Origin of the sequence: Microbispora sp. CA-102843 (genome assembly GCF_050936215.1) — a bacterium.
GTDB lineage: Bacteria > Actinomycetota > Actinomycetes > Streptosporangiales > Streptosporangiaceae > Microbispora.
This window is the reverse complement of record NZ_JBNJNF010000001.1, coordinates 1,514,237-1,537,090: the sequence shown is the minus strand read 5'-3', so window position 1 is coordinate 1,537,090 and position 22,854 is coordinate 1,514,237. Positions and strand designations below refer to the sequence as shown.

The following is a 22,854-nucleotide window of genomic DNA, read 5'->3' as shown; positions in this document are numbered from 1 at the left end:
CGCGCGGCGGTAGGCTGGCGGCGTGCAGGCGACGGTGCAGAGCTTCGACCCCGCGACCCGCTCGGGCTGGGTCTTCCTCGACGACGGCACCCGGATCCCGTTCGACGGCGAGGCGTTCGACGCCGGGCCGCTGCGGCACCTGCGCCCCGGCCAGCGGGTCGCCCTCGTCATGGCGGACGGCCGTGTCGCCTACGTGACGCTCTCCACGTTCCCGACGCCCTGAGTTTCCGACACCCTGGCCCGTCAGACCGTCTTGATCGCTCCCCCGTCGATCAAGTCCCCCACCGCACCGGTCATCGCCTGACCGGCCACCTGACCAGGGCGGGTTTGACCCGATGGCCTGGCCGGAGGTGTACTGGAGGGGTAGGCACCTCGTTCGGTGAGGCGTCTGCGCGGACACAGGCCACTGATCCTCCTCGTCGAGAGACGTCCCGGGTCAGGACAGGTCTCCCCGGCTTAAGGGGTGACCCAAAGTGGCTTCCCTCCCAGGGATCACGCCGCGCAGTGCCAAAGCTCTTACGTGAGGGGTGCGAGATCGACAGGCGCCGCCGGCGGCCATCCGCCGTGCCATGGGCGCCGCCGCACGACCGTGAGGAGGTGGTCGGGATGACTTCCGGCAGTAGTCCGCAACCATCCCATCCCGTCGCCTTCCCCGGCGCGACGCGGCGCTCCGGCGTCGTCGAGGCGGTTCCCGCCCGCTGTCACGGCAGGTGACGGGTTCTCATCCGTGCCGCACACCCGGCACGAGACAGGAGGTCCGTCATGACGATCACGATTTCCGTTCCGTTCACGCTGCCGCAGATCCTGGTCCGGACAGCCCGTGTCCTGTTCCCCATCCTGATGCCTCTCGCCCTCGCGCTGGTGGGTTCCGCCGAAGCGGGGATCGGCCTGCAGGTGGGGCTGGAATTCGGGCTGCTGGTCCTCCGGCACCTGCTCGGAATCTGATGTCTATGCCCTGACCCGGCTGGCCCGCGACTCCAGGTAGCGTTGCTCGGCCATGCTGGCGGTGGACTTCGCGGCGCGCCGGTAGTGCTCGTACGCCCCGGCCGTGTCGCCGGTCTTCTCCAGCAGATGCGCGCGTACGGACAGCAACCGGTGATGCCCGGCCATCCGCTCGTCGCCGTCCAACGTGGACAGCAGGGCCAGCCCGGCCGCGGGGCCCTCGGTCTCGGCGAGCGCGATCGCCCGGTTGAGGGTGACCATCGGGTTGGGCGCGATCCGCTCCAGGATCAGATAGAGGGCGTGCACCTGCGGCCAGTCGGTCTCCTCGGCCGTGGCCGCGTCGGCGTGGGTGGCGGCGATGGCGGCCTGTAGTTGGTAAGGGCCCAGCGCCGGGCCGGCCAGCGCCGCCTTGACCAGCCCGACGCCCTCGTCGATCAGCCCGCGGTCCCACTTCGTCCGGTCCTGCTCGTCCAGCGGCACCAGGTCGCCGCCCGGCGTCGTACGGACCTCCCGGCGGGCGTGGGTCAGCAGCATGAGCGCGAGCAGCCCGGCCACCTCGCCGTCCTCGGGCAGCTGGGCGTGCACCATCCTGGTCAGCCGGATCGCCTCGTTCGCGAGGTCGGCGCGGTGCAGCTCGCTGCCAGAGGAGGCGGTGTAGCCCTCGTTGAAGATCAGGTAGAGCACATGCAGGACGACGCGGAGCCGCTCCTGGAGCTCCGCGCCGTCCGGCAGGCTGAACGAGCTGCCCGCGGCCTTGACGCGCTGCTTGGCCCGGCTGATCCTGGCCGCCATCGTGGCCTCCGGCACCAGGAACGCGCGGGCGATCTCGGCAGTGGTCAGGCCGCCGACCGCCCGAAGCGTCAGGGCGACCTGGGAGGCCGCGGTGAGCGTGGGATGGCAGCACAGGAACAGCAGGACGAGCGTGTCGTCGGTGTCCGGCACGTCCTCCGGCGTCACCTCGACGGCGGCCGTCGCCGACTCCCGCTCACGGCGCGCGTGGTCGCTGCGCATCTGGTCGATGAGCCGCCGGGACGCGACGGTCAACAGCCAGCCGCGCGGGTTGTCCGGCACTCCCTCGGCCGGCCACTGCACGGCGGCGGCGAGGACGGCCTCCTGTACGGCGTCCTCACACCCTTCGCACCGGCCGTGGCGGCGTACCAACGCGCCGAGGACCTGCGGCGTGAGCTCACGCAGCAGGTCCTCGACGACCGGTGCTGTCATGCCTCCAATTGTCCGTCAGCGAACATGACTTGCCGCACCTCGATCCCGAGGCCCTCGATCGCGGCGTCCGGGATCCGCGCCGCCAGCTCGATCGCCCGCTCCTTGTTCTCGCAGTCGATCAGGTAGAAGCCGCCCAGATACTCCTTGGACTCCAGGAACGGGCCGTCGGTCACCACCGGCTGGCCGTTGCGCACGGACACCACCGCGGCCTGTGACGGGTCGGCCAGCGCCTGCGTGCTGATCAGCTCGCCGGACTCCTTCAGCGCCTCGATGAACCTGCCGTGGCCCTCGCCGATCGCCGCCCTCTCCTCGTCGGTCAGCGCGTCCAGCACGGCCGGGTTGATGTGCATGCTGATCAGGAACTTCATCTCGTTCTCCTCGTGGTTCGCGAGCCCCCGCCGGGCCATTCCACCGGTTGGTCGGAGCCGTCGCCGCCGTCTTGACACATATCCGTGTCAAAAAACCGCCGACCGCTCCGACCAACCGGCGAGACGTCGAGAGAGCAGGGAGTTTTCACATATGCGAGTCAACCGGGCGTGGCTGGGACTGGTCGTCCTGGCGCTGCCGGCATTGCTCGTCGCGATCGACGCGACGGCGTTGCTCCTCGCGCTGCCACAACTGAGCGCCGACCTGGGGGCCACCAGCGTCGAGCAGCTGTGGATCAGTGACAGCTACGGATTCGTGGTCGCCGGCCTGGTGATCACGATGGGCACGGTCGGCGACCGGATCGGCCGCAGGCGGCTGCTGATGATCGGTGGAGCGGCGTTCGCGGTGCTGTCGGTCGTGGCCGCCTTCGCGGCCAGTCCGCCGATGCTGATCGTCGCGCGTGCGCTGCTGGGCGTCGCCGGAGCGACCCTGGCGCCGTCCACGCTCGCCTTGATCACCAACATGTTCCGCGACGAACGGCAGCGCGGTAAGGCCATCGCGATCTGGGCGACCTGCCAGTTCACCGGCGGGGCGCTCGGCCCCGTGCTCGCCGGATTCCTGCTCCAGCACTTCTGGTGGGGATCGGTGTTCCTGGTCGCCGTGCCGGCGATGGTGTTGCTGCTGCTCACCGGGCCGGTCCTGCTGCCGGAGTTCCGCGGCGACCAGGCCGGTCGGCTGGACCCGGCCAGTGTCGGGCTGTCGCTCGTGGCGGTGCTTCTGACGGTCTACGGCATCAAGCAGCTGACCGCCGGGAGCGTGCCGGTCGTCCCGGCGGTGGCCCTCGTCGCCGGCGCGGCCATCGGATTCCTGTTCGTACGCCGGCAACTGCGGCTGGAGGCGCCGCTGCTGGATCTGCGGCTGCTGCGCAACCGCCCGTTCACGGCCGTACTCGTCGCGCTGGTCTTCGCCGGCGTCGCCATGGCCGGCACGGGCCTGATGGTGACCCAGTATCTGCAGGGCGTGCTGGGCCACTCGCCGTTCGCGTCGGCGGTGCTGTTCGCGCCGATGGGCCTAGGCGTGGCGGTCGGCACCATGACCGCACCGGCGCTGGCCCGGCGGATGAGGCGGACGACCGCGATCGCCGGGGGGCTGGCGGGGTCGGCGCTGGGCAGCCTGCTGCTGGTCGGCGTCGGCGTGGGCGGCGCGGGCGCCCTGCCGCTGGTGATGATCGGCATCGCCACACTGGCGCTGGGCACCGGCCCGCTGTTCGCGCTGGGCACCGGACTGGTCGTCGGGTCCGTGCCGCCGGAGCGCGCCGGGTCGGCGGCGTCGATGTCGGAGACCGGCAACTACTTCGGCGGTTCGCTCGGCCTCGCGCTGCTCGGCGTGGTGGCCGCAGTGGTCTACCGCAGCCGGATGGACGGCACGTCCGACTCGCTGGCCGGCGCGGTCACCGCCAGCCGCCACCTTCCCGCCGGCGAGGGCGCGGAACTGCTGCACGCCGCGCGGGAGGCGTTCACCGCCGGCGTGCACGTCACCGGCGTCGTCGCCGCGGTCATCTTCGCCGGGCTGGCCGTGCTGGTCCTGGCCATGCGCCCGGCGACCCGGACCGCCCCGGCCGCACTGCCTGACTACGAGGCCGGCTACGAGGCGACTCCCTCATAGCACCCTGCCGGCGGCACACGCAGCGCGATCATGGCGACGTCGTCCTCTCCCGTCACCGGCATCCCGGTCAGCAGTTCGTCGCAGAACCGGCCCAGGGGTTCGCGGGCGAGCGGCTCGGCACACAGCCGCAACCGTTCGAGCCCGTCGCCGAGGTCCTCTCCCCGCCGCTCGATGAGGCCGTCGGTGTAGAGCAGCAGGGTGCTGTGCGGCGGCAGCGGCTCCACGGCGCTGATCCACGGCTGGTCGTGGTTGAGGCCGAGGAGGGGGTTGCCCGCGTCCTGGAGAAAGCGGCCCTTCCCGTCGCCGGTCACCAGCAACGGCGGCGGGTGCCCGGCCACCGAGTACGCCAGCTGCCACAGGCCGTCGCCGTCCCTTTCGAGACGGGTCAGGACGCAGGTCGCCGTGCTCTCGCCGTTCAGGGTCTCCAGGGCGCTGTTCAGCCGCCGCAGGACGTCGCCCGGGGACTCGTCGCGGTCGACGGCGAGCGCCCGCAGCATGTTCCGCACCTGGCTCATGCAGACGGCGGCGGAGAGGTCGTGCCCGGCCACGTCTCCGATGACCAGCTTCACGGCCCCGCAGGACAGCAGGAACGCGTCGTACCAGTCTCCGCCGATCTCGGCGGCGGTCGGGCTCGCCTGGTAGCGCGCGGCGAGCTCCAGGCCGGGGACGCCGGGCGGCTCGGCCAGCAGGCTGTGCTGCAGGGCCAGCGCCACCTTCTGCGTGCGGCGGAACCGCAGGGCCTTGCTGACGGCGTCGTGCGTGTGGTCGAGCATCTCCCGCATCAGCCGGATGTCGTCAGGCGCGGTCGGCGGGCGATCAGCGCAGATGCTGGTGGTCACCACCGCCGCCACCTCGCCCTCGACGACGAGCGGCAGGATGGCCAGGCTGTGCGACCGGGTCTCGGCCAGCCACTTCGCGACCAGGTCGGCACAGGGGAACGGGGGACGCCCGGGAGGGAAGGACGCGTGGACGGGGCGGCGGCGCCGTACCGCGCGTACGAACCCGCTGTCGACGGGGTGATAGTCCTTGCGCCGCGGCGGCAGCGCCGACAGTCCCGGGCGGACGGCGGCGGCGACGCGCTCGGTGACGATCGGCGCGTGCGGGAGGCTACTGCTCGACTCGGGAAGCAGGTAGATGTGGCACGAGTCGGCGAGCTCCGGCACGATCACGTCGGCGAGCGCCTGGCACATCTCCTCCAGGTTGGTGATGTCGGTCGCCGCGGCCGCCGCGCGGTCCAGCAGCCGCCGGCGGCGCTCCTCCTGCCACTCCTGCTCGACGTCGGTGGAGGCGCCCACCCACTCCACCAGCGCGCCGTCCTCGTGCACCGGCACCGCCCGGAACCGGATGTGCCGGTAGGCGCCGTCGCAGGTGCGGACGCGGTAGATCTGCTCGTAGAGCGAGACCGCCTCTTCGGTGGCCTTGTCCCATGACTCCTCGGCGGGCACGCGGTCCTCGGGGTGCAAGACCCGCAGCCAGCCGTGGCCGCGGCTCTCCTCCACCGTCTGTCCCGTCAGTCGCTGCCAGCCCTGGCTCACCTCCCTGGCCTCGCCGTGCGGGCCGGTCACCCACACCATGTGCGCGTCCACCCACAACATGCTCTGGTAGCGGCTCTGGAGGCGGCGCAGTTCCTTCTCCATGCCGCGGATCCGCTCCGGCGCGACAACCTGCGCCGTGACCTCCTGGACCACGGCCAGCAGTCCGCTCTCGCCGCCCTGGAGGGCGATGCCGGAAAGGCTCATCCGCAAGAGGCGCTCGTGTGGTCCGGCACTCCGGTCCACGGTCACCGGGACCTCGTCGAGGCGCACGGTCTTCCCCGTCTTGCGTACCTCGTCGAGCACGGCGAGGGTGCCCTGCCCGAGGCCGTCCCGGACGGGCGTCCCGATCGGCAGGTCTCCGAACATCGTCCGGACGGCGTCGTTCGCGTACGTCAGGCGGTGGTCCGGCCCACGGGTCACCAGGACTCCGGCCGGCGCCTGGTCGAACGCGTCCAGCGCCACCCGACTGGACCGACCTTCCTGGCCGGCTGGCGTCTCACGTTTTTGGCCGACTTGCACTGCATCTTCCCCCGGTCGAACCGTACGCACGCGGTCGGTGGGTCCCCCGCATACGCGCCCCGCGACTCGCTTACCTGAAGATTACACACGTTTGCGCAGGTCAGGGAGTGGGATCACCGCCCTGTGCGGCCACGAAACCGGGCATGAAACGACGAACGGCGCCCGGGGGCTCCGAGCGCCGTCCACTGGTGCGGGGTGGGGCCGGCTACTTCTTCTTGGCAGCCTTGCCACCCGCGTTGACCTGCTCCTTGAAGTCCGCGCCGGGGCGGAACCTGGGCGCCCAGCTCTCCTCCACCTTGATCGGATCGCCGGTGGAAGGGTTGCGGGCCGTACGAGCCGGCTTGTGCACCATCTCGAAGGCGCCGAAGCCGGTGATCGAGACCTTGTCCCCGCTCGCGACAGCGCTCTGGATGGCGTCGAGGACGGCGTTGACGGCTTCGGTCGCCGTCTTCTTGTCACCGACGCGATCGGTGATCGCGTCGACGAGTTCTTTCTTGTTCATTTCGGTTTCCTCCCCCTTACGCGCTTGAAATTAGGGGACGAGGTCGCGGGACTTCAATCACCGGGGGGCATGTTTCGCCTGCTCGGCGTGTCGAATGTGCCGTCCAGATAGGCGATGAAGGCGTCCAGCCGGGCGGCCGCATGGGCTATGTCCCGCTTTGCCACGTCACAGATAGCAAGCAGCCGTCGCGCCAGGCGGGCCTGCTCCTCCTGTGGTAAGGCTAACGCTCTGACGCGGCGATGCGCATCACGCAGTCGCCGCGCCAGCAGCTCATCTCCGGTCTGGTGATCGTTCAGACGGTCGTCGGCAGCCATGGCTGCCGTCCATTCTCGTACTCCTCGACGGTGTCCGCGTGACGCAGGGTCAGCCCGATGTCGTCGAGGCCCTCCATCAGCCGCCAGCGGGTGTAGTCGTCGATCTCGAACGAGGCCACCAGATCGCCCGAGCGCACCTGGCGTTCCACCAGGTCGACGGTGATCTCCGTCTTCGGGTCGGCCTCGGCCGCGTCCTGCAGGCGCTCGACCACGTCCTCGGGCAGGATGACCGGCAACAGGCCCATCTTCGTGGAGTTGTTGCGGAAGATGTCGCCGAAGCGCGAGGCGATCACGACGCGGAAGCCGTACTGCTGCAGGGCCCAGACGGCGTGCTCGCGCGAGGAGCCGGTGCCGAAGTCCGGCCCGGACACCAGGATCGACGCGCCCTCGTACGCCGGGTCGTTCAGCACGAAGGACGGGTCCTCGCGCCAGGCGGCGAACAGGCCCTTCTCGAAGCCCGTACGGCTGACCTGCTTGAGCCAGACCGCCGGGATGATCTGGTCGGTGTCCACGTTGCTGCGGCGCAGCGGCACGGCCCGGCCGGTGTGAGTGGTGAAGGCGTCCATGATGATCTCTTCCTGGGACTGGGCGGGCGGACTAGAGGTCGGCGGGGGCGGTCAGCCGGCCGGTCACCGCGGTCGCGGCCGCCACCTGCGGCGAAACCAGGTGGGTGCGCCCGCCCTTGCCCTGGCGGCCCTCGAAGTTGCGGTTGGAGGTCGAGGCGCTGCGCTCGCCCGGCTTCAGGGTGTCGGGGTTCATGCCCAGGCACATCGAGCAGCCGGCCTCGCGCCACTCGGCCCCGGCCGCCTTGAAGACCTCGTGCAGGCCCTCCTCCTCGGCCGCCTTCTTGACCCCCATGGAGCCCGGGACGATCAGCGTGCGGGTGACGACCTTGCGGCCGCGCAGGATCTCGGCGGCGGCGCGCAGGTCCTCGATGCGGCCGTTGGTGCAGGAGCCGACGAAGACGGTGTCCACCTGGATGTCGCCCAGCGGCGTGCCTGCGGTCAGGCCCATGTATTCCAGCGCCCGCTCGGCGGCGGCCCGCTCGACCGGGTCGGCGAACTGCTCGGGCGTCGGCACCGCGGAGCCGAGCGGCGCGCCCTGGCCCGGGTTGGTGCCCCACGTGACGAACGGCGTGAGGGCCGAGGCGTCGATCTCCACGACCTTGTCGAACTCGGCGTCGTCGTCGGTGCGCAGCGTCTTCCAGTACTCGACGGCCCGGTCCCAGGCCTCCCCGGTGGGCGCGTGGGGACGGCCGCGCAGGTACTCGAACGTGGTCTCGTCGGGGGCGATCATGCCCGCCCGCGCGCCGGCCTCGATCGACATGTTGCAGACGGTCATGCGGCCCTCCATGGAGAGCTTGCGCACGGCCTCGCCCCGGTATTCGACGATGTAGCCCTGGCCGCCGCCGGTGCCGATCTTCGCGATGATCGCGAGGATCAGGTCCTTGGCGGTCACGCCGACCGGCAGCTCGCCCTTGACCTCGATGGCCATCGTCTTGGGCCGGTAGGCGGGCAGCGTCTGGGTGGCCAGCACGTGCTCGACCTCGGAGGTCCCGATGCCGAACGCGATGGCGCCGAACGCCCCGTGAGTCGAGGTGTGCGAGTCACCGCAGACGATCGTCATGCCGGGCTGGGTGAGGCCGAACTGCGGGCCGATGATGTGCACCACGCCCTGGCCGGCGTCGCCCATCGGGTGCAGGCGGATGCCGAACTCCGCGGCGTTCTTGCGCAGCGTCTCGACCTGCGTGCGGGACACCGGGTCGGAGATCGGTCCGAGCACGGTCGGGACGTTGTGGTCCTCGGTGGCGATCGTGAGGTCGGGGCGGCGCACGGTGCGGCCGGCCATGCGCAGGCCGTCGAACGCCTGCGGGCTGGTCACCTCGTGGATGAGGTGCAGGTCGATGTAGAGCAGGTCGGGTTCGCCGTCGGCACGGCGAACGACGTGCTGCTCCCAGACTTTCTCAGCCAGTGTGCGACCCATGGTTGTGACGCCTCCTCGCGCTCAGACCCCCGATCCGCGTCTCTCATCATGAGACGGAAATATCGGGATATGGACACTGTATCTGCTGATTCCCAACATTGCGTTTGCATCTCGTATGGCGAGACGGCAGTATCGGTGTATGGACAACTCTAGCGGGGTCGGAGTACTCGACAAGGCGGTTCTCGTACTCAACGCCCTGGAGGCGGGCCCCGCTTCCCTGGCACAGCTCGTCCAGGCCACCGGTCTGGCCAGGCCCACGGCCCACCGGCTGGCCGTCGCGCTGGAGCACCACCGCATCGTCTCCCGCGACACGCAGGGCCGGTTCATCCTCGGACCCCGCCTGTCGGAACTGTCCACCGCCGCGGGCGAGGACCGGCTGCTGGCCGTCGCCGGGCCGGTACTCACCCAGCTTCGCGACCTCACCGGGGAGAGCGCTCAACTCTACCGGCGCCAGGGCGACGAGCGGGTCTGCGTGGCCGCCGCCGAGCGCGCCAGCGGACTGCGCGACACCGTGCCGGTCGGCTCCGCGCTGCCCATGACCGCGGGGTCCGCCGCGCAGATCCTGCTCGCCTGGGAGGAGCCCGACCGGCTGCACCGCGGCCTGCGAGGCGCCAAGTTCACCGCCGCCACGCTCGCGAGCGTACGCAGGCGGGGCTGGGCGCACAGCGTCGGCGAGCGCGAGCAGGGCGTGGCGAGCGTCTCCGCGCCCATCCGCGGCGCCGGCGGCAAGGTGATCGCCGCGGTCTCCGTGTCCGGTCCCATAGAGCGGCTGACCCGTACGCCCGGCCGGATGCACGCCGCCCCCGTCGTCGCCGCCGCCGAGCGGATAACCGAAGCCATGCGTCGCGCGAACTGATTGGAGAGCGGTGTCCCGATAGCCCTAGGCTGGCGGGGTGACAGACCGCATCGAGGCAGCCGCCGCTGAACTGCGTCCCCTGCTCCAAGAATTCATCCTCTGGGCGCCGGACAACGCACCCGGCAGCGACCCCGACCTCGTGGGCCCCGTCGCCCTGTGGCACCGCCTGATCGCCCGAGACGACGTCGGGCTGTGGAAGCACGGCGACGTGCGCACGGTCCTGCTGGAGCGCATGCCCCAGGTGGTCGAGGACCCCGACGCCGCCGCGGACGGCATGGTCCCCGCCGTCCGGGCCTACCTGACGTTCCTTTCGGCCACCGGACGGCTCTCGCCGGGCTCGGCGTCCCTGGAGACCCTGCTCGCCGAGCTGGACGAGGTCGAGGACGACTTCGTCGACGCGATGGAGGACACCATCGCCGAGCGCGACTGGGACGAGGAGGAGGACGAGCTCGACGAGGACGAGACCGACGAGGGCCTCGGCGACTTCGAGCCGTTCGCCGACGAGATCGGCGCCCTGCCCACGATCCGGCTGCGTCCCGACACCGAGCTGGCCGACGCGGCCCGCCGGGTGACGCTCATCGCGCAGGCCCGCGACCTGGCGCTGTGGGTCGGCACCGGGCGCAAGGTGGGCGAGGAGACGCTGCTCACCGAGTCGGAGGTGGACGAGGCGGTGCGCACGCTCGGCCTGCCCGACGCGCGCAACATCTGGAACCTGTGGAACCTCGCGATCGACCTGGAGTTCCTCGCCCCCGACGGCGACGACACGGTCAGCGTGGACTCCGACACCTCCGCCTGGCCCTTCGAGGACGACGACGACGTCCTGGACGCCTGGATGCTCGGTCTCCACTCGCTCGACTACGGCGACCCGGAACTGGACGACGACGACCTCACGCTGGCCCTGTCCGGCCTGACCCGCGCGCTGCTGATCCGCGTGCTGCTGGCCGGCGGCACGCGGCCGGTGCCCTCGCTGCGCGAGGAGCTGGCCGAGGCCGCGGCGGAGTACGACGACCTGGGCGCCGACGCCTGGGCCGCGGCCGGCGACCCGCTCGCCTCCGCGCTCGCCTGGCTGACCGGCTACGGCATGGTCACCGTCGAGGGCGACGCGGTGACCTTGACGCCACTCGGCACGGAGGGCCTCGTCCACCTGCTGGACGACGAGGACATCGAGATCGACGCCCGACCCGCGATCGACGCCATGACCGCGCTCGACCTGTTGTCGTTCAGCGCCGACATGTCCGAGGAGGAGGCCGACGAGGAGTTCGCCGCCTGGCTCGCGCTGCGCGACTCGGCGCGGGCCGCCTCCGAGCTGCTCGAGGCCGCCGCCGAGGAGGAGTCGGACGCCCTCGTGCGGGTCCAGGCCGCCAGCCTGGTGGGCTCGCTGGGCGAGGCCGCCATACCCGCCTGGCTGGAGGCGCTGAAGGAGCCCTCGCTGCGGCCGTACGCCGCGACGCACCTGACCCAGATGGACGTCGAGGACGCCCCGGAGCCGACCCAGGCGGACACCCACTGGCTGATCCTCGACATGTGGACGATCTCCGCCGGGCTCGGCCGGCCGGAGTTCGTGTCCAGCCTGCACGACATCGGCCCGGCGCAGACGCTCATCGGGCTGCTCGACGTGATCTGGAAGGTCCGTCACCCCCACATCGAGGAGCTGCTGGAGCTCATCGGCGAGACACACCCGGACAAGCAGGTGGTCAAGGCCGCCAAGCGGGCGCTGTTCAAGGCCCGGTCGGGACGCTAGCGGGGTCGCTCGGGCCGGGGCGGCGGCGTCCGCCCCGGCCCTCGCCGTCTCTTCGACGGCGGCACCCGTGACCAATTCGGGGCGCGCGGACTTAGTCTGGTCGCGTGACGCCGATCTCACTCGTGGTGAGCCATGTGGCATGGTGGCAGCAGGCCGTGGACCTCGCCATCGCGCTCGTGCTGTCGGCGGCCATCGGACTGGAGCGGGAGATCCGGCAGAAGAGCGCCGGTCTGCGCACCCACACGCTCGTGGGGTTCGGCGCCGCGCTGTTCATGCTCGTGTCCAAGCACGGCTTCTCCGACGTCCTCGGCGACTCCGTGGTGCTCGATCCGTCGCGGGTGGCGGCCCAGATCGTCTCCGGCATCGGCTTCATCGGCGGCGGGCTGATCTTCGTACGCCGCGACGCGGTCAAGGGGCTGACCACCGCCGCCGCCGTGTGGCTCACCGCGGGAGTCGGCATGGCCGCGGGAGCCGGCCTGTGGCCGCTGGCCATCCTGGCCACGGCGGGGAACTTCGTCGTGATGCTGGGGCTCACCCCGCTGGCCGCCCGGCTCCCCCGCTCCAAGCACGCGCAGTCGCGGCTGCGCCTGTCGTATCTGGACGGCCGGGGCGTGCTGCGGCAGGCCCTGGCCGAGTGCACGGGCCGCCGTTTCGTGGTCGACGAACTGTCGCTGGAGCAGCCCGGCAGGGGCCAGGAGGCCGGCACGATCACGGTCACCCTGCTGATCCACGGCCCTGGCTCGGTCGGGGACCTCACGAGCAGGCTGGCCGAGATAGAGGGCGTGCTCACCGTCTCCTGCGACGACGCCAACGCCCAGCACCTCTAGGCGGCGGGCGGCGGGTAGAGCCCTAGCTGCGCGAGCAGCTCCAGCTGGTCGAAGTACACCTGGTAGCTGACCACGAGTCCGTCCTGGACCGTGATGAGCTCGCAGGAGCGCACGAAGATGCGCCGCCCGGTCGCCTGGGCCTCCTCGCCGTCCGGCAGCAGCAGCGGGCCCTTGTGCGTCCCGGTGAGTGTGACCTCGTCCACGGCGCAGTCGCCGACGTCGATCGTGCGCCAGGTCGACCGGCGGTAGTCGGGAAACGTGGCGAAGAACCGCGTCAGGTAAGACGCGATCTCCTCACGCCCGTCCGCCGCGCCCTCGGGGCCGACGAGCGCGCACCTCGGATCGAACAGCCGCATCGCCCCGTCCACGTCGTGGGCGTCGAAAAAGACGGCCTATCTGGTCCATGACCTCCCGTGCCCGTGTCACCGCGTCCATCACCCCCCTCCGGTTACTTCCCAGCGTAGGCGGCGACATTCGAGGGCCCCTCACACTGTCAGCTCGCTGACCATGGACAGGGCGCGGCGTCCCGTAACGGCGAAAACCCCCGGCACGGGGAGGTGCCGAGGGTTCCCGATCATGTAGCCCCGACCGGATTCGCGCCCGCGCAGCGGGCCATGGGCACGGCGCGGCGTCCCGTAACGGCGAAAACCCCCGACACGGGGACCGGATCTTCCGACTGCGGCCCGACCGGATTCACGCCCGCGCAGCGGGCCATGGGCACGGCGCGGCGTCCCGTAACGGCGAAAACCCCCGACACGGGGACCGGATCTTCCGACTGCGGCCCGACCGGATTCACGCCCGCGCAGCGGGCCATGGACAGGGCGCGGCGTCCCGTAACGGCGAAAACCCCCGACACGGGGAGGTGCCGAGGGTTCTCGATGATGTAGCCCCGACCGGATTCGAACCGGCGCTACCGCCTTGAGAGGGCGGCGTCCTAGGCCACTAGACGACGGAGCCGAGTGCAGTGAAGTAGTCCCGAGCGGATTCGAACCGCCGTTACCGCCTTGAGAGGGCGGCGTCCTAGGCCACTAGACGACGGGACCTTGCACTGCGCTGTTTCCAGCAGAATCCCTTGGGGGGATCCAGCTGGGGTACCAGGACTCGAACCTAGACTAACGGAGCCAGAATCCGTCGGGCTGCCAATTACCCCATACCCCATCTGCTTGCGGGGGCCTCGCGGCTCCCGCTTGCGACTCCGAAAGAATAGCCCAGCTTGCGACCCACTACCAAAACGATTGCGGCGCGCCTCGCGATCTCGTGATCCGATCCCCCGCGCGAAGGGTCCGATCCTCCCGGGAAGAGGGCGTCGATCCTCCCGCGAAGAGGGTGTCGATCCTCCTGTGCGCAGGGCCCCGTCCTCCTGTGCGAGGCTGGGACAAACGCCAGCACCACGTGAGGAGCCGCCAGCCATGACCTCGGCCGCGAACCCCTTCCTCAGCCCGAGCACCCTGCCCTACGGGCTGCCTCCCTTCCAGGAGATCAGGGAGGAGCACTACGCACCGGCGTTCGAGCAGGGCATGGCCGAGCAACTCGCGGAGATCGAGGCGATCGCCGAGAACCCGGAGCCTCCGACCTTCGAGAACACCATCGAGGCACTGGAGAAGTCCGGCGCTCTGCTCGAACGGGTCTCCGCGGTGTTCTTCAACCAGGCGTCCTCCGACACGACGCCCGGTGTCCAGGAGATCCAGAAGGACGTCACGCCGAAGCTCGCCAAGCACGCCGACGCGATCCACCTCAACGCGAAGCTGTTCGCGCGCATCCAGGCGGTCGAGGCGGCCGACGAGGAGCAGCGGTGGCTGCTGAAGCGCTACCTCACCGACTTCACCCGTGCGGGCGCCACGCTGGGCCCGCAGGACCAGGATCGGCTCAGGGAGATCAACGAGCGGCTTTCGGCCCTGGGGACGGCGTTCCAGCAGAACCTGCTCGCCGACACCAACGAGCGGGCCGTGGTGGTCGAGGACGCGGCCGAACTCGACGGGCTGTCGCAGGACGCGATCCAGGCGCTCGCCGACCAGGCCAGGGAGCGCGGGCTGGACGGCAAGTACCTGATCGCACTGGTCCTGCCCACCGGCCAGCCCACCCTGGCCGAGCTGACCAACCGGTCCCTGCGGGAGCGGATCCACCGGGCCTCGGTCGGGCGGGGCGCGGCGAACGCCGAACTGATCAAGGAGATCGCGGTCCTGCGCCGGGAGCGCGCGCGGCTGCTGGGCTACGAGAGCCACGCGGAGTACGTCCTGGCCGACCAGACGGCGGGCACGACCCGGGCGGTCACCGAGATGCTCGACCGGCTCGTGCCGCCCGCCGTGGCCAACGCCCGCAAGGAGCAGGCCGACCTGGAGGAGATCGCCGGGCACCCGATCCAACCGTGGGACTGGGCGTTCTACTCCGAGAAGGTGCGCAAGGCCCGCTACGACATCGACAGCCGCCGCATGCGGCCCTACTTCGAGCTGAACACCGTGCTGGAGAAGGGCGTCTTCAACGCGGCGACGCGCCTGTACGGCGTCACCTTCCACGAGCGCCCCGACCTGTACGGCTACCACCCCGAGGTGCGGGTCTTCGAGGTGCGCAATGAGGACGGCTCCCCGCTGGGCCTGTTCCTCGGCGACTTCCACGCCAGGGCCTCCAAGCGGGGCGGGGCGTGGATGAACAGCCTGGTGAAGCAGTCGGGTCTGGAGGGCACCAGGCCGGTGGTGGTCAACAACCTCAACATCGTCAAGGGCGAGCCGACCCTGATGACGTTCGACGAGGTCAACACGATGTTCCACGAGTTCGGGCACGCGCTGCACGGGTTGTTCTCCGACGTGCGCCACCCCCGGTTCTCGGGGACGGCCGTGCCGCGCGACTTCGTCGAGTACCCCTCCCAGGTGAACGAGATGTGGGCGACCCATCCGGAGATCCTGGCCGAGTACGCCAGGCACCACGAGACCGGCGAGCCGATGCCGCAGGACCTCGTCGACCGGATGCTGGAGACGCAGAAGTTCAACCAGGGCTTCGCCACGCTGGAGTACCTGGCCGCCACCCTGCTCGACTGGGCGTGGCACACGGCGTACGACGGCGACGGGGACGTCGGCGAGGACGTGGAGGAATTCGAGAGGCGGGCGCTGCGGGAGGCCGGGGTGGACCTGCCGGCCGTCCCGCCGCGCTACCGCAGCATGTACTTCGCCCACATCTGGGCGAGCGGCTACAGCGCCGGCTACTACTCCTACATCTGGAGCGAGGTCCTCGACGCCGACACCGTCGAGTGGTTCAACGAGAACGGCGGGCTGCGCCGGGAGAACGGCGACACCTTCCGCCGGGCCCTGCTGTCCCGGGGCGGCAGCGTCGACTCGATGACGGCGTTCCGGGACTTCCGCGGCCGTGACCCGGAGATCACTCCGCTGCTGGACCGCCGCGGGCTGCTGTAGGGGTCACGACGGGGCGAGCGCGGAGATGGCCTGCCTGAGCCAGTCCTTCTCCGCGGCGCTCCCGGCCCGGGCGACGAGCATCATCCCGCGGCGGTAGGCATCGGTCGTCTCCTCGGCCCTGAGAGGCCTGTCGCCGCGGTAGAAGAAGCTCGCCGGCGTCTCCAGGAAGGCCAGTCGCCGGCGCAGCACCCTCACCTGGTCCTCGGCGTCGGGGAGCCGGGACAGGAACGCCAGCAACGTGAAGAACCTCGCCTGGTCGCTGATCTCGACGTCCGACGGCTCACGCAGCCGCCTGAGCAGTTCCTCCCGGCCCCGCGCGGTGATCGAGAGCACCTGGCGCCGGGCGGCGCCCGAGCCTTCCTCCTCGTGCCGCTCCAGGAGGCCGGCCGCCTCCATCCGGGCGATCGCCGGGTAGAGCGCGCCGTCGCTGACCGGCCGGACGTGCCCGCTCAGCCCGGCGACCCGCTGCTTGAGCTCGTATCCGTGCATCGGCTCCTCGTCCAGGAAACCGAGGATCGCCAATGCCAGGTCACCGCTTGCCACGGCAGCATCGTATCGTTATACCCCTAATCGATATAGCTCGATTCGAGGTATGCGCATGAGACTGATCAGGCTCGCCCTGCCCGTCTACGTCGAACTCCTGACGGCCGTCGTGGCCGTCGGCCTGATCGACACGCTGTGGGTGTCCGGACTCGGCAGCGAAGCCGTCGCCGCGGTCACGGTCGCCACCACGACCGAGAACCTGGCCCTCGGTGTGATCCTGTGTGTCGGGACGGGCACGACGGTCCTGATCGGACGGCGGGACGGCCGCGCCCCGCTGGCTCCGGTCATCCGTACGGCCTGGCTGCTCCTGGGCGTCTTCGCCCTGGCCGTGGCGGTGCCCGGCGTGCTGCTGCGCGAGCCGGTGGCCCGGCTGTTCACCGACGATCCCGTCACGGTGGGGCTGGCCGCGGGCTACTACGCGGTGGCGTTCGCCGGGATTCCCGTCTTCTTCGCCCAGAACCTCGTCGACGGGATCTTCAAGGGCCTCGGCGACACCCGGACGCCGATGCGGACCGCCCTGCTGTGCAACGCCCTGGTGATCGGCCTGGACCCGCTGCTGATCTACGGGCTCGGCATGGGCGTGCGGGGAGCCGCGCTGGCCACCGTGGCGGCCCGCCTGGCCACACTGGCCGTGTCCGGCCTCCTGCTCGCCCGGCGGCTGCCCATGAGGAGGGGGACGGAGAAGGTCCCGGCGAACCGCGCGGACGCGGTGGCGATCCTGCGTACGGGGCTGCCCATGTCCGGCGACTTCCTCGCCCGCGCCCTGGTGGGCATGGCGCTGGCCGGCATCGTCGGCCGGCAGGGCGTGGCCGCGCTCGCCGGGTACGGCATCGGCTTGAAGATCATGATGGCCGGGGTGATGTCCTTCTACGCCCTCCGCCAGGCGGCGATGATCCGCACCTCGCGCGCCGGCGAGGCGGAGGGCCCGTCTTCACGGCGTGATGACGCCGTCGCCGTGTTGCGGTACGGCCTGGCCGCGGGACTGGCCGCCTCGCTCGTGCTGAACGCGCTCGCCCCGGCGGCCGTGGGCCCGTTCACCGCCGACCCGGCGGTGGCCGCGGAGGCCGTGTGGTTCCTGCGCTGCATGCCGCTCTATCTCGTGCCCTTCGGCGGCCTGATCGCCGTCGGCGGCGTCCTGCAGGCCGGCGGGCGGGGCGCCGGCCTGCTCGCGGCCACGCTGGCGGGCTTCGCCGTCCAGTTGCCCCTGGCCTTCCTGCTCGGCTCCCGGATGGGAACCACGGGGGTCTGGCTGGCGATGGCCGCCGGCGCCGCGCTGTCGCTCGTCCTGCTCAGGCCGGCCTGGCGAGGGCCGCGCGCACTCGGTCGAGCGAGCGCTCGCGGCCGAGCACCTCGATCGACTCGAACAGCGGCAGGCCCACGGTCCGGCCGGTGATCGCCACGCGGACGGGGGCCTGCGCCTTGCCGAGCTTGAGCCCGTGGGCGAGGCCGACCTCCTCCAGGGCGGTCTTGAGCGAGTCGGGGTCCCAGCTCACCGTCTCCAGCCGCTCGGCGTACCCGGCCAGAATCTCGGCCGCCCCCGGCTTCATCGCCTTGTCCCAGGACGCCTGGTCGAACACGGGCTCGTCCAGGAACAGGAAGTCGACGTTGGCGGTGACCTCCGACAGCACGGCGACCCGGGTCTGCACCAGGTCGGCCACGCGGTCGAACACCGAGCGGTCCCACGACGGGTCGAGCCACGGCTCGCAGCGGGCGACGAACACCTCGCGGGGCAGCGCCCGGATGTACTCGCCGTTGAAGGCCCGCAGTTTCTTCTCGTCGAAGAACGCCGGCGCCTGGTTCACGTCCTCCAGCCGGAACAGCGGCATCATCTCCGACCACGGCATGATCTCGCGGTCGTCGCCGGGCCCCCAGCCGAGCAGCATGAGGTAGTTGACCATCGCCTCGGCGAGGTAGCCCTCGTCGCGGTAGGACTCCAGGGCGACCTTGTCGCGGCGCTTGGACAGCTTCTGCCGCTTCTCGTTGACGATCACCGGTACGTGCGCCCAGACCGGCGGCTCCGCGCCGAGCGCCTTCCACAGAAGCTGCTGCTTGGGCGTGTTCGACAGGTGCTCCTCGGCCCGTACGACATGGTCGATCCGCATCTCCATGTCGTCCACCACGTTGGCGAGGATGAACAGCGGCGAGCCGTCCCCGCGGACGATGACGAAGTCCTCCATGGCCGAGTTGGGGAACTCCACCCGCCCGCGGACCTTGTCGTCCACGACCGTCACGCCCTCGTCGGGCGTACGGAACCGCACGGCGCCCTCGGTCAGGCCGAGGTCGCGGCAGTGGCCGTCGTAGCCCTGGTGCTCCGAGCCGGTCCTGGCCTTCACGTCGTCGCGCGTGCAGGTGCAGTGATAGGCCTTGCCGTCCTTGAGCAGCTTGGCCGCGGCCTCACGGTGCTGCTGCTCGTAGGCGGACTGGAAGTAGGGCCCCTCGAAGTGCGGCGAGTCGCCGTTGATGCCGATCCAGGCGAGGGCCGAGATGATGCCCTCGGTCCATTCCGGCCGGTTGCGTGCCGCGTCCGTGTCCTCGATGCGCAGCACGAACGTGCCGCCGGACTGTTCGGCGATCGCCCAGTTGAACAGCGCCGAACGGGCGCCGCCGACGTGGAACATGCCGGTGGGCGAAGGGGCGAAGCGCACCCTAGTCACGTGAGATCACCCGGTTAGTGAGAGTTCCGATTCCTTCGATGGAGACGCCGACCTCGTCGCCCACGGACATCGGGCCCACCCCGGCGGGCGTGCCGGTCAGGATGACGTCGCCGGGCAGCAGGGTCATGACCGCGCTCACGTACGCGACGAGCGCGGGGATGTCGTGCAGCAGGAGAGAGGTGCGGGCGCTCTGCCTGACCTCGCCGTTGAGCGTGGTGGTGATCGCCAGGTCGGCCGGGTCGAGTTCGGTCTCGATCCAGGGGCCGAGCGGGCAGAACGTGTCGAAGCCCTTGGCCCTGGTCCACTGCCCGTCCCTGGCCTGCAGGTCGCGTGCGGTCACGTCGTTGGCGCAGGTGTATCCGAAGATCACCTCGCCCGCGCGCTCGGCGGGGACGTCACGGCACAGCCGGCCGATCACCACGGCCAGTTCGCCCTCGTAGTCGACCCGCTCCGACAGCTTCCCCGGGTAGGCGATCGCCTCCGACGGCCCGATCACGGTCGTGTTGGGCTTGAGGAACACCACCGGCTCCGCCGGCGGCTCGCCGCCCATCTCCTTGGCGTGGTCGGCGTAGTTCTTGCCGATAGCGACGATCTTGCTGGGCAGCATGGGGGCGACCAGACGGACCTCGGCCACCGGGAACCGCTCGCCGGTGAAGTCCACCCCGTGGAAGGGATGGCCGCCGATCCGGGCGACGACCTGTCCGCCCTCTTCCACCACACCGAAGGCGACCTGGTCGCCCATCGAGAACCTCGCGATACGCACGTCACGAGCCTAGTGCCGCCCCGCGGCCGGGCGTACGTAAGGTGGTCACGTACCAGGTGGGTTGTCGAGCGCTACGGGAGTCGATGTGCCTTCGGTCGTGAAGATCAACGTGCTGACGGTGCCCGAGGAGATGCGGCGCGAACTGGAGAAGCGGTTCGCCAACCGGGCCGGGATGGTGGAGTCGGCCGACGGGTTCGAGTGGTTCGAGCTGTTGCGGCCCGTGGAGGGCAGCGACCGATACCTCGTCTACACCCGCTGGCGCAGCGAGGAGGACTTCCGGCGCTGGCAGGAGAGCCGGGCATTCCAGGCGGGGCACGCGCAGGCCGCCGCCGAGGCCGCCGCGCAGGGCCAGGGCCACGGACACGGGCATGGTCACGGGCACGGCCAGGGCGGCCCGGCCGCGTCCGACTCCGAGCTGTGGTCGTTCGAGGTCGTGGAGAGCACGGGCCCCAAGCAGGAAGGCTGAGCCGGGCCCGTTGACGACGGACCGCCCCCGGTCAGGCAGGGCCGGGGGCGGTCAGGTGTCCGAGGGGCCGTTCAAGCGTCGAGGGGGTTGGCGGCGATCCGGGCGCCGATGCCCTCCGTGACGGAGCAGGCCGCCGCGCAGCCCGGCTTGCGCCGCGTCTGCTCCTCGAAGGCGGCGAGGAACTCCGCGCCGAACCCGAGCCGGGGATGGCGCGCGAGCACGGCGGCCCGGACGTCCGCCGGGAACTCCTCGGGCCGTTGTCCCGACACGTCCCACGACGTGGCCACCTGCAGCAGGTGCGACTCCGGGTCCTCGGACGCGGCGACGGAGTCGCGCATGTGGACGACGATGATCTCCTCGGCCCGCGCGGACCTCTCCGGCGACCATCCGGCGGACATGCCGAAGACCCAGGCGAGACGTCCCCCCGCCTCCTCGAACGGCACCGCGTGGCTGTCGAAGGTCTCGGTCAGCCCGATGTCGTGGAGCAGGGAGGACACGTAGTACAGCTCGTCGTCGAAGCCGATCCCGTGCGCCCGGGCGTACCCGGCGCCCCACAGGTACGACCTGATCGAGTGGTTGAGCAGCGCGGGCGGGCAGAAGCGAGTCGCGACGGCGAGCGCGGCCGCCGCCGCGGGTGTCTCGGGGAACGTCTCTGAGAACGGGGCCGGCATGGCCCCAGGCTGGCAGAGCCGACGGGCCGGGCGCGAGCGGCCGCACGGCCACTTCCCGCATGATTCAGGCCAGAGATACCCATCCACCTCTGTGATTGTTTGTGAGCAGTTGTGCAGTTGTAACCAGAGCGACTTGACCAGATCACCAGAATCCGGACACCATGAGCGGCTCCCAATTCGATCTCGGAAGGGGAATCCGGCGTGTTCCGCCGCCTCTCAGCCCTCTCCCTGGTGGCCGTTCTCCCGCTGACCGCGCTCACCATGGCCGCGCCCGCCCAGGCACAGGCCCCGCACCGCACACCCGAGTGCCAGGGGGACTGGCTGCCCGCCACCCCCACCTCCGGTGACGTCATGAGCGGCAAGCTGTCCTTCCTCGGCATGCCCGCGATCACGGTCGGCAAGGACGTCGACTGGCGCATGGACCCGTACAGGAACAGGTCCTGGCAGATGGTGTTCCAGTCGCTGCGGTGGATGGGCCGGCTCGTGGCCGACTACGAGTCGACCGGCGAGGAGGACTACCTCAGCCGGGCCACGGAGATCGCCAAGGACTGGGTCGCGGACAACCCGTACGGCGGGCGCACGACCGCGACATACGCCTGGGCCGAGCACCCGATCGCGCTGCGCGCCCCGGCCCTGGTGTGCCTGAGCAGGTACGTGAAGGCCGACTGGCTGAAGAACAGCCTGGCCCTGCACGCCAAGCTGCTGTCGAACCCCAAGAACTACGAGCTCGGCCACAACCACGGGCTCGACCAGGACATCGGCCTGCTGCGCATCGGCTGCCGCTACGGGAACCCGAAGTGGAAGAACCTCGCCGTGAGCCGCATGGTGAAGTCGATGAAGCTCGACATCGACGGGCAGGGCTCGCTGCGCGAGCAGGCGCCGCGCTACGCGATCTACGTGCACGACCGGCTCAGGGTGGCGGTCGACACGATCAAGGACTGCAAGATGAAGGTCCCCACGGCGCTGGCCATCCGCTGGGAGAGCCTGCCGCGGCATATCAGCGCCGCCACCCAGCCCAACGGCTACATGGTGCCGATCGGCGACGGGCCCGCCGACGTCCAGCCGGCCGCCTTCGACCACGCCGACTCGACCGTGCAGGTCTTCAACGCCGGGTACGTCTTCGGCCGGACCACCTGGGACGACCCCAAGTCGGCCTACTACTCGATCCGCTTCGGGCCGGCGCTGAAGTTCCACGGCCACGAGGACCACATGGGCGTGACCTACTACGCCCAGGGCCGCTCGATCCTCACCGAGGCGGGCTTCGTCTCGTACGAGAACACGCCCTATCGGCGGTGGACGCTCAGCCCGGAGGCCCACAACGTGCCGATCCTCGTGGGCAGGAAGTTCCGCGGGCACACCCCCACCCCGCTGGTGGACAAGTCCGTGCGCAAGGACCGGCAGACGTTCACGTTCACCGACAAGGCGTACGGCGTGCCGCGCAAGCGGTCGGTGCTGGTGAACCACCGCGAGGACGTGATGGCGGTGCTCGACAGCGGCGGCGGGAAGCTCCAGAACCTGTGGCACCTCGATCCCGGGCTGAAGGTCGTGTCCAACTCGGGCGGGCAGGTCGTGGTGGCCGACGGCGGGTGGAAGGCGTCGATCGTCCAGCTCGCGATGCCGTCGTGCAAGCCCGTCGGCGGCCAGCGGGTGGTGCGCGGGGAGACCTCGCCCTACCAGGGCTGGATCTCGCCGGGCTACATGCGCAAGGAGCCGGCGCCCGTGATCGTCTCACCCGTGGCGGAGTCGCTGCTGACCGTGGTGGTGCCCGGAACCGACCGGCCGGAGGTCAGCTGCTCAGGACGCACTCTGATCGTTCACACCCCGGCCGGTTCGGTCACGCTGCGCGTGAGTTCTTCCGGCACGCTGTCGTAGCCTCCTCCCC

21 protein-coding genes, 3 tRNA genes, 1 pseudogene and 1 riboswitch are annotated in these 22,854 nt (G+C 70.7%); of the genes and pseudogenes, 10 read left to right on the top strand and 15 right to left on the bottom strand.

The features are described 5' to 3' along the window. The first annotated feature begins 22 nt into the window (after nt 1–22). Entirely contained in the window at nt 23–223 is a 201-nt protein-coding gene (locus ACQEVJ_RS07120; protein WP_433098385.1) for a hypothetical protein, read from the top strand. 141 nt (nt 224–364) lie between these two features. Further along, nucleotides 365–534: riboswitch (M-box (ykoK) riboswitch) on the top strand. A 228-nt stretch (nt 535–762) separates the two neighbouring features. Beyond that, nucleotides 763–945, top strand: coding sequence for a hypothetical protein (locus ACQEVJ_RS07115; RefSeq protein ID WP_433098383.1), 183 nt, complete (start codon nt 763–765; stop codon nt 943–945). 3 nt (nt 946–948) lie between these two features. On the opposite strand, the gene ACQEVJ_RS07110 is transcribed toward ACQEVJ_RS07115, so the two are convergent. Together ACQEVJ_RS07110 and ACQEVJ_RS07105 are read right to left on the bottom strand one after the other, a co-directional pair. Then, nucleotides 949–2,163 carry an RNA polymerase sigma factor gene (locus ACQEVJ_RS07110; RefSeq protein WP_433098381.1) on the bottom strand — a complete coding sequence of 405 codons (1,215 nt, stop codon included), beginning with the start codon at nt 2,161–2,163 and terminating at the stop codon, nt 949–951. Further along, nucleotides 2,160–2,531: a YciI family protein gene (locus tag ACQEVJ_RS07105; protein ID WP_433098379.1), complete on the bottom strand. Its 372-nt coding sequence runs from the start codon at nt 2,529–2,531 to the stop codon at nt 2,160–2,162. Before ACQEVJ_RS07105 ends, ACQEVJ_RS07110 begins: the two co-directional genes overlap by 4 nt. A gap of 151 nt (nt 2,532–2,682) precedes the next feature. On the opposite strand from ACQEVJ_RS07105, the gene ACQEVJ_RS07100 reads away from it, so the two are divergent. Next, nucleotides 2,683–4,194, top strand: coding sequence for an MFS transporter (locus ACQEVJ_RS07100; RefSeq protein WP_433098377.1), 1,512 nt, complete (start codon nt 2,683–2,685; stop codon nt 4,192–4,194). Here ACQEVJ_RS07100 and ACQEVJ_RS07095 read toward each other — a convergent pair. The 5 genes from ACQEVJ_RS07095 to leuC all read right to left on the bottom strand — a co-directional run bounded on the left by ACQEVJ_RS07095 (nt 4,173) and on the right by leuC (nt 9,047). Then, nucleotides 4,173–6,191: a SpoIIE family protein phosphatase gene (locus ACQEVJ_RS07095; RefSeq protein ID WP_433098375.1), complete on the bottom strand. Its 2,019-nt coding sequence runs from the start codon at nt 6,189–6,191 to the stop codon at nt 4,173–4,175. The two genes, ACQEVJ_RS07100 and ACQEVJ_RS07095, sit on opposite strands and share 22 nt — an antisense overlap. A gap of 262 nt (nt 6,192–6,453) precedes the next feature. Then, the gene (locus ACQEVJ_RS07090) at nt 6,454–6,750 is read right to left on the bottom strand and encodes an HU family DNA-binding protein (protein ID WP_142562214.1); all 297 of its coding nucleotides are present in this window, start codon (nt 6,748–6,750) and stop codon (nt 6,454–6,456) included. A 53-nt stretch (nt 6,751–6,803) separates the two neighbouring features. After that, on the bottom strand, nt 6,804–7,064 hold the full coding sequence (locus tag ACQEVJ_RS07085) for a hypothetical protein (RefSeq protein WP_433098373.1): 261 nt from the start codon (nt 7,062–7,064) through the stop codon (nt 6,804–6,806). After that, nucleotides 7,043–7,630, bottom strand: coding sequence for a 3-isopropylmalate dehydratase small subunit (gene leuD, locus ACQEVJ_RS07080; RefSeq protein WP_433098371.1), 588 nt, complete (start codon nt 7,628–7,630; stop codon nt 7,043–7,045). The genes ACQEVJ_RS07085 and leuD overlap by 22 nt, the downstream gene beginning before the upstream one ends. 31 nt (nt 7,631–7,661) lie before the next feature. After that, nucleotides 7,662–9,047: a 3-isopropylmalate dehydratase large subunit gene (leuC, locus tag ACQEVJ_RS07075; protein WP_433098369.1), complete on the bottom strand. Its 1,386-nt coding sequence runs from the start codon at nt 9,045–9,047 to the stop codon at nt 7,662–7,664. A gap of 139 nt (nt 9,048–9,186) precedes the next feature. On the opposite strand from leuC, the gene ACQEVJ_RS07070 reads away from it, so the two are divergent. The 3 genes from ACQEVJ_RS07070 (at nt 9,187) to ACQEVJ_RS07060 (ending at nt 12,471) form a co-directional block, all read left to right on the top strand. Beyond that, nucleotides 9,187–9,903, top strand: a complete 717-nt coding sequence (locus ACQEVJ_RS07070; protein WP_079312748.1) for an IclR family transcriptional regulator — start codon at nt 9,187–9,189, stop codon at nt 9,901–9,903. 37 nt (nt 9,904–9,940) lie between these two features. Then, nucleotides 9,941–11,644, top strand: coding sequence for a hypothetical protein (locus ACQEVJ_RS07065; RefSeq protein ID WP_433098366.1), 1,704 nt, complete (start codon nt 9,941–9,943; stop codon nt 11,642–11,644). A gap of 104 nt (nt 11,645–11,748) precedes the next feature. Continuing rightward, nucleotides 11,749–12,471: an MgtC/SapB family protein gene (locus ACQEVJ_RS07060; RefSeq protein ID WP_433098364.1), complete on the top strand. Its 723-nt coding sequence runs from the start codon at nt 11,749–11,751 to the stop codon at nt 12,469–12,471. On the opposite strand, the pseudogene ACQEVJ_RS07055 reads toward ACQEVJ_RS07060, so the two are convergent. The 4 genes and pseudogenes from ACQEVJ_RS07055 to ACQEVJ_RS07040 all read right to left on the bottom strand — a co-directional run. Next, nucleotides 12,468–12,845: pseudogene (locus tag ACQEVJ_RS07055) on the bottom strand (ester cyclase); the annotation flags it as partial. The gene ACQEVJ_RS07060 and the pseudogene ACQEVJ_RS07055 overlap by 4 nt on opposite strands. Nucleotides 12,846–13,355: 510 nt before the next feature. After that, nucleotides 13,356–13,428: transfer RNA gene (locus ACQEVJ_RS07050), tRNA-Glu, on the bottom strand. 13 nt (nt 13,429–13,441) lie between these two features. Then, a tRNA-Glu gene (locus tag ACQEVJ_RS07045) sits at nt 13,442–13,514 on the bottom strand. A 43-nt stretch (nt 13,515–13,557) separates the two neighbouring features. Continuing rightward, nucleotides 13,558–13,629: transfer RNA gene (locus ACQEVJ_RS07040), tRNA-Gln, on the bottom strand. Between the two features lie 251 nt (nt 13,630–13,880). On the opposite strand from ACQEVJ_RS07040, the gene ACQEVJ_RS07035 reads away from it, so the two are divergent. Continuing rightward, complete coding sequence (locus tag ACQEVJ_RS07035) at nt 13,881–15,875, top strand: M3 family metallopeptidase (RefSeq protein ID WP_433098362.1); 1,995 nt, start codon at nt 13,881–13,883, stop codon at nt 15,873–15,875. 3 nt (nt 15,876–15,878) lie between these two features. On the opposite strand, the gene ACQEVJ_RS07030 is transcribed toward ACQEVJ_RS07035, so the two are convergent. Continuing rightward, nucleotides 15,879–16,418 (bottom strand): PadR family transcriptional regulator, encoded by a 540-nt coding sequence (locus ACQEVJ_RS07030; protein ID WP_433098360.1) that lies wholly within the window; start codon nt 16,416–16,418, stop codon nt 15,879–15,881. 55 nt (nt 16,419–16,473) lie between these two features. On the opposite strand from ACQEVJ_RS07030, the gene ACQEVJ_RS07025 reads away from it, so the two are divergent. Further along, on the top strand, nt 16,474–17,811 hold the full coding sequence (locus ACQEVJ_RS07025) for an MATE family efflux transporter (RefSeq protein WP_433098358.1): 1,338 nt from the start codon (nt 16,474–16,476) through the stop codon (nt 17,809–17,811). Here the strand turns inward: ACQEVJ_RS07025 and gltX are convergent. Both gltX and ACQEVJ_RS07015 read right to left on the bottom strand, forming a co-directional pair. Continuing rightward, on the bottom strand, nt 17,708–19,036 hold the full coding sequence (gene gltX / locus ACQEVJ_RS07020) for a glutamate--tRNA ligase (RefSeq protein WP_433112606.1): 1,329 nt from the start codon (nt 19,034–19,036) through the stop codon (nt 17,708–17,710). The genes ACQEVJ_RS07025 and gltX overlap by 104 nt on opposite strands. A 28-nt stretch (nt 19,037–19,064) precedes the next feature. Next, nucleotides 19,065–19,835, bottom strand: coding sequence for a fumarylacetoacetate hydrolase family protein (locus ACQEVJ_RS07015; RefSeq protein ID WP_433098356.1), 771 nt, complete (start codon nt 19,833–19,835; stop codon nt 19,065–19,067). A gap of 85 nt (nt 19,836–19,920) precedes the next feature. Here ACQEVJ_RS07015 and ACQEVJ_RS07010 point away from each other — a divergent pair, with 85 nt between their 5' ends. Beyond that, nucleotides 19,921–20,301, top strand: a complete 381-nt coding sequence (locus ACQEVJ_RS07010; protein WP_433098354.1) for an antibiotic biosynthesis monooxygenase family protein — start codon at nt 19,921–19,923, stop codon at nt 20,299–20,301. Between the two features lie 71 nt (nt 20,302–20,372). Here the strand turns inward: ACQEVJ_RS07010 and ACQEVJ_RS07005 are convergent, their stop codons facing one another. Further along, nucleotides 20,373–20,972 (bottom strand): HD domain-containing protein, encoded by a 600-nt coding sequence (locus tag ACQEVJ_RS07005; protein WP_433098352.1) that lies wholly within the window; start codon nt 20,970–20,972, stop codon nt 20,373–20,375. A 201-nt stretch (nt 20,973–21,173) separates the two neighbouring features. Between ACQEVJ_RS07005 and ACQEVJ_RS07000 the strand changes: the two genes are divergently transcribed. Further along, a complete protein-coding gene (locus tag ACQEVJ_RS07000) occupies nt 21,174–22,844 on the top strand; it encodes a heparinase II/III family protein (RefSeq protein ID WP_433098350.1) in 1,671 nt (556 codons plus the stop codon). Nucleotides 22,845–22,854 lie beyond the last annotated feature (10 nt).

Bases quoted from the DNA above. Each gene is read 5' to 3' on its own strand.
- ACQEVJ_RS07115 (WP_433098383.1), top strand. From the start codon at position 763: ATGACGATCACGATTTCCGTTCCGTTCACGCTGCCGCAGATCCTGGTC.
- ACQEVJ_RS07110 (WP_433098381.1), bottom strand. From the start codon at position 2,163: ATGACAGCACCGGTCGTCGAGGACCTGCTGCGTGAGCTCACGCCGCAG.
- ACQEVJ_RS07105 (WP_433098379.1), bottom strand. From the start codon at position 2,531: ATGAAGTTCCTGATCAGCATGCACATCAACCCGGCCGTGCTGGACGCG.
- ACQEVJ_RS07100 (WP_433098377.1), top strand. From the start codon at position 2,683: ATGCGAGTCAACCGGGCGTGGCTGGGACTGGTCGTCCTGGCGCTGCCG.
- ACQEVJ_RS07090 (WP_142562214.1), bottom strand. From the start codon at position 6,750: ATGAACAAGAAAGAACTCGTCGACGCGATCACCGATCGCGTCGGTGAC.
- ACQEVJ_RS07085 (WP_433098373.1), bottom strand. From the start codon at position 7,064: ATGGCTGCCGACGACCGTCTGAACGATCACCAGACCGGAGATGAGCTG.
- leuD (WP_433098371.1), bottom strand. From the start codon at position 7,630: ATGGACGCCTTCACCACTCACACCGGCCGGGCCGTGCCGCTGCGCCGC.
- leuC (WP_433098369.1), bottom strand. From the start codon at position 9,047: ATGGGTCGCACACTGGCTGAGAAAGTCTGGGAGCAGCACGTCGTTCGC.
- ACQEVJ_RS07070 (WP_079312748.1), top strand. From the start codon at position 9,187: ATGGACAACTCTAGCGGGGTCGGAGTACTCGACAAGGCGGTTCTCGTA.
- ACQEVJ_RS07035 (WP_433098362.1), top strand. From the start codon at position 13,881: ATGACCTCGGCCGCGAACCCCTTCCTCAGCCCGAGCACCCTGCCCTAC.
- ACQEVJ_RS07025 (WP_433098358.1), top strand. From the start codon at position 16,474: ATGAGACTGATCAGGCTCGCCCTGCCCGTCTACGTCGAACTCCTGACG.
- gltX (WP_433112606.1), bottom strand. From the start codon at position 19,036: ATGTTCCACGTCGGCGGCGCCCGTTCGGCGCTGTTCAACTGGGCGATC.
- ACQEVJ_RS07005 (WP_433098352.1), bottom strand. From the start codon at position 20,972: ATGCCGGCCCCGTTCTCAGAGACGTTCCCCGAGACACCCGCGGCGGCG.